Origin of the sequence: Winogradskyella sp. SM1960 (assembly GCF_020179375.1) — a bacterium.
GTDB classification, from domain to species: domain Bacteria; phylum Bacteroidota; class Bacteroidia; order Flavobacteriales; family Flavobacteriaceae; genus Winogradskyella; species Winogradskyella marina.
In genome coordinates this window covers 1-4,438 of sequence record NZ_JAICBG010000024.1, presented here as the reverse complement: position 1 = coordinate 4,438, position 4,438 = coordinate 1, and the positions used below count along the sequence as shown (strand labels likewise).

The following is a 4,438-nucleotide window of genomic DNA, read 5'->3' as shown; positions in this document are numbered from 1 at the left end:
AAAATAAAACGTCCTTAGCTATTTTTCCGTACACCTTGTAAATATTGACCGAAGAAAATCTGCAATTGCACACAACGTGTTTGTGTATGGTTAGTTGCGTGGTTTAGTAGCTAATTTAGTAAACTTTTACGGACCAGAGAAAATTCCGCAGGAATTTTCGCAAGTAAGCCTAAAAAAGCAATTAATTATACACGGTGTTGTAAGTAGTGCTTATTTATCTAAACAATATATTTTATGTTTATTTATTGCTACCAAATCACCTAATTTCATAGATTTTTCATAATTCTCACAAGCTTTTATTGTATCACCTTTTAAAAAATAAAGGTCACCTTTTAATAAATAGCTTTCTTTTTTAGAATAATTAACTTTTAAGCAGTACTCTACATCTTCTAAAGCATTATCGTATTCTTTCAGATATAAATAATTAATTCCACGTGAAAATTGAATCTCGCACTTATGTACTTCAAAATCATTATCGTTATCTAAAGTATCAAAGTCAAGATTTGTTCTAAAACCCAGTGTTCCTCCATTCGAATTCGTAAAACTTGTCAAAGCGCCACTTGTATTCAATGCTTTTGTAAAGTATTCAATCGCTTTTTTTGGTTTTTCTAATTCTTGATAGTTAATCCCAATGTTATAAAGGGCAAGAGTATTATCAGAATCAAATTCTAATATTGTTTTATAGTCCATAATTCCGCCATCAAGGTTTCCTGATTCTGTTTTGTAATATCCTCGATTTAAAAGAGCAGGTCTAAAATCAGATTCTTTTTCAATAGCTTTATCAAGCAAATCAATTGCTGTTTCTAAATCCCCTTTTTCTTCATATTCAAACGCCTGATTGTAATATTCATCAGTAGAAGTGAAGTCACAAGAGTTTAAAAACACTCCGAAGATTAATATGTAAATGAGTTTTTCTCGCATTACTTACAACGTGTTTGTATATGGTTTGTTGCGTGTTTCAAGCAACTAATTTAGTAAATAATTACCGACCAAGAAAGTCCGAGAGGACTTTCGTAAGTAAGCGAAAAGCCAGCAATAAATTATATACGGTGTTGCCATTTCGTTGTTTTTTTTCAGTTTTTTTATTTCATATTCGTTTGAGTTCTAAAATCGGATTTATTATTTGAAGTATTTACCTTATTTATAAATTCCTGCATTTCTTTTGTTAAAAGTAGAATTTCGTTGTCTTCCCAATATTTTGAATCATAATTCCCTTTTAATTCAAACATATCTTTTCTTAAATTTATATTATTCTTTATTTTGATAGGTTCAGGAATTGGATTTGCGTAAAATATATAATTGACCTCAAAAATATCTTTACCATCTTTTGTATAAACTTCCGTTTTTGATTTTATTATAGCTTGGTTTAGTTGCAATTTATTTGTTTTAATATTTCTTTTAAAGTTAGATTTTAGTTCAAGAAAAGGTGACCTAAATTTTATATCTCTAATTTCATCAAATTCTGCATCTTTATCATCGTTTAATATATATACTTCATTAAAAGTATTATTACTTTCATTTACTAAATAATAGCCTGTTGTAGAAGTTTCATTTTTATTTTTAGGTGTTACAATTATTTTCATAAAATTGTTAATAGTAGATTTTTCATAAGATAAATTATAAATTTTTGGACTTAAGTAAGTGGATGCTATGCGGTTAAGCAAAGTTTTAAAGCTGAATAATTCAAAATCATATTCCCGATTTTCAAATCCAGCTTTCCTTATATTATCTATTTGTACTATATAGTTTTTTTTAGGCATTGGCTTTGTTCTGGTATCAAATAAAGTTTGTTTTTCTAAATGACCTGAGAAATCTACTATTTTATAAAATTGATTATTTTTTTTAATCGTAGCTCTTAAAAAAAACTTTTCTTGATGTGGTTCTAAGGCATAATCAGTAAGAACAGTTCTTAGCATATTATTAAATTCAGAATCTTTTTCTATTATGACTTCATCTAATTCATAGACATTCGGTTCTATATAAATAGTGTCATTTTTAATCAAGAAATCGTAATCAATCTCTAATTTTTGATATGCAATGTTTTGAATTGTGATTTTTTCTGATGTTTTTTCAAATTCAAACTCTCCATTTTCATTAGTTATCGTATAGTTTTCATTACTATTTATGGTAGCATATTCGACAGGTAAATTATCTACTTTGTTCCAAAGTACTCTACTTACCTTAGATTGTGAATATGAATTTAAATATGTAAAAAGCATTATAAAATAGAAAGCTTTTAATTTCATATGTTTTTGTTTTTTAGAGTTTGAGTGAGCAATGAATGGCAACGTGTTTGTGTATGGTTAGTTGCGTGGTTTAGCGAGTAAGTTAGCAAATAAAAACCGAATAGAAAATACGCGAGTATTTTCGTAAGTAGGCAATAACCAAGCAATTAATTATACACGGTGTTACCAACTGTGCTTTCTATTCGGAATTCTATAGTTTATCATAATTCTATCGGTTGCCTTGACCAGTTTCGTTTTTACAGGTTTGGGTTTTTTATCTGCATTTTTTTGAGTTGATTCCATTTTTTCAAATTCAATTATTTCAATGTCAATCTCTGGAATTATATATACTTGCGAATAATTCGTGTCAATTTTTATTCGACCAAACCTCTTTTTATTTTGAAAATATATGGTCAATTCTTGAATTCCACTATTTCTTTTTAACGTTCCAATTTCAAATGTTTTCTCGTTACTTGGATGGTCATTAATTACATAGGCGTATTTTTTAGATTGGTTATTCAAATTTTTTGATGTAAAGATTGTATCGTTGATTTTGATTTCAATATTTTCTTTTATTCCGTAATATAGAAGTTGTGTAACATTTGATGTGTCATTTTCTATATCTATTTGCTTTTCGACTGAAATCTGTTTAATTTTTTCTTTTCTTTTTTGAGAAAAACTTTCCCATTTTTTAGAGTTAATAGTATCCGAAAGACTAATTATTCTTGTGGGTTTAAAACCCTTTATTTTAGTTATTTCTTTATATTCAGTATTCTGTCCAAATAAATTAATTTGAAACAGAATTATTAATATGAATACAATTTTTTTCATTGTCGATAGTGTTCTTTATAAAAACTCAATAAGCAATAAGTTCTGATTTAGGACAGGTTTTCGCTTTTTTACGCATTGTTGGTAACGGTCTTGTGTATGGAAAGTTGCGGTTTTGTGTGCGAGGATTTTCCGAAGGAAAATCAGACGTAACAAAAATGCAACGACCTTTGTTTAAGCACTAATGTAGCAATTTTTTATACACGTTGTTACCAAACGTTTTTATTTTTCATGTTCATAATTCAGAGTGTTTCCTCTTGGAATATAACTCAAACTTAATAATTCACTACTGTATTCAAGTATAGAATATTCTAAAGTGTCAGAATCATTCGTTATCGTTAGATATTCGAAAGGTTTATGTTCGGTTCCCAATTCCTTTATGTATTCTCTTCGTATTATAAAATCGTAAACATCGGAAGAGTCGGTTTCCATTCCTTTGTAAAACATAATCCATTTTCCGTTTTTAATTTCAATTCCAGCAAGAGAATCAACTGTGCTTATCCAACGTCCGTTTTTAAATTCCGTAAGTTTTATAATAGGATTTTGTTGAAGTTCAATTTCGCTTTTTTTTGCGTCTTCTTTTACTCCTTTTGCAAAGTCAAACATTTCAATTCCGAAATAGGCAATTCCGATAATTACAATTCCAATTATTGTTAATAAAATTCCTTTTTTCATTGGTATGGTCAAATGTTTGGTAACGGTTTTGTGTATGATTAGTTGCGTGGTTAGGCAACTAAGTTAGCAAACTTTTACTGACCAGAGAAAATTCCGCAGGAATTTTCGTAAGTAAGCAAGAAAAAGCAATTAATTATACACGGTGTTAGCAGCCGGCTTTTAAATTCACACAGTTTAATTAAGCAACTTTATCATTGATTTTAGCGTATAAATATAGTTTTTGAGCACAACTACGTTAAGATTAGTTTTTTCACGTTCAGATCAGCCGTAAAGTTTTTAAAATTAAAGTAGAGTAGAGTGAGTTGATGGTTTTCTCTATGCATCTCGTAAATTCTAATTTTAATGGTTCCTATTATCCAGCGTTATTTTCCGTAATTATAATCAGTTCTACTTATTCATCTGAGTAAGCAATCCAACGTTGTTGTTCCGTATTTTAAGTCAATTTGTCTTATCCATCTGAGTAGTTAATCCAGCGTTGCTATTCCATAATACTTATCTAGTCAGATTATTCAATTAAGAATTTTATCGACTCGAAAAACAAAAAACTCTTGGATTAAGAAAGCTGTTAGCAAAACGTGACTGCTTGCTGCTAACGTGTTTGTGTATGATTAGTTGCGTGGTTGGGTAGCTAATTTAGCAAACTTTTACGAACCTGTGAATATTCCGCAGGAATATTCGCAAGTAGGGAAGAACCAAGCAATTAATTATAC

General features: G+C 29.0%; 4 protein-coding genes. All 4 read right to left on the bottom strand.

The window, feature by feature from the left end; all coding sequences use genetic code 11:
- Positions 1–210: 210 nt before the first annotated feature.
- Positions 211–921, bottom strand: a complete 711-nt coding sequence (locus K1X16_RS17690) for a tetratricopeptide repeat protein (protein ID WP_225037399.1) — start codon at positions 919–921, stop codon at positions 211–213.
- 161 nt (positions 922–1,082) lie between these two features.
- On the bottom strand, positions 1,083–2,246 hold the full coding sequence (locus K1X16_RS17685) for a hypothetical protein (RefSeq protein WP_225037398.1): 1,164 nt from the start codon (positions 2,244–2,246) through the stop codon (positions 1,083–1,085).
- Between the two features lie 162 nt (positions 2,247–2,408).
- Positions 2,409–3,056: a hypothetical protein gene (locus tag K1X16_RS17680; protein WP_225037397.1), complete on the bottom strand. Its 648-nt coding sequence runs from the start codon at positions 3,054–3,056 to the stop codon at positions 2,409–2,411.
- Positions 3,057–3,275: 219 nt separating this feature from the next.
- Positions 3,276–3,728, bottom strand: coding sequence for a hypothetical protein (locus K1X16_RS17675; RefSeq protein ID WP_225037396.1), 453 nt, complete (start codon positions 3,726–3,728; stop codon positions 3,276–3,278).
- Positions 3,729–4,438: the final 710 nt, after the last annotated feature.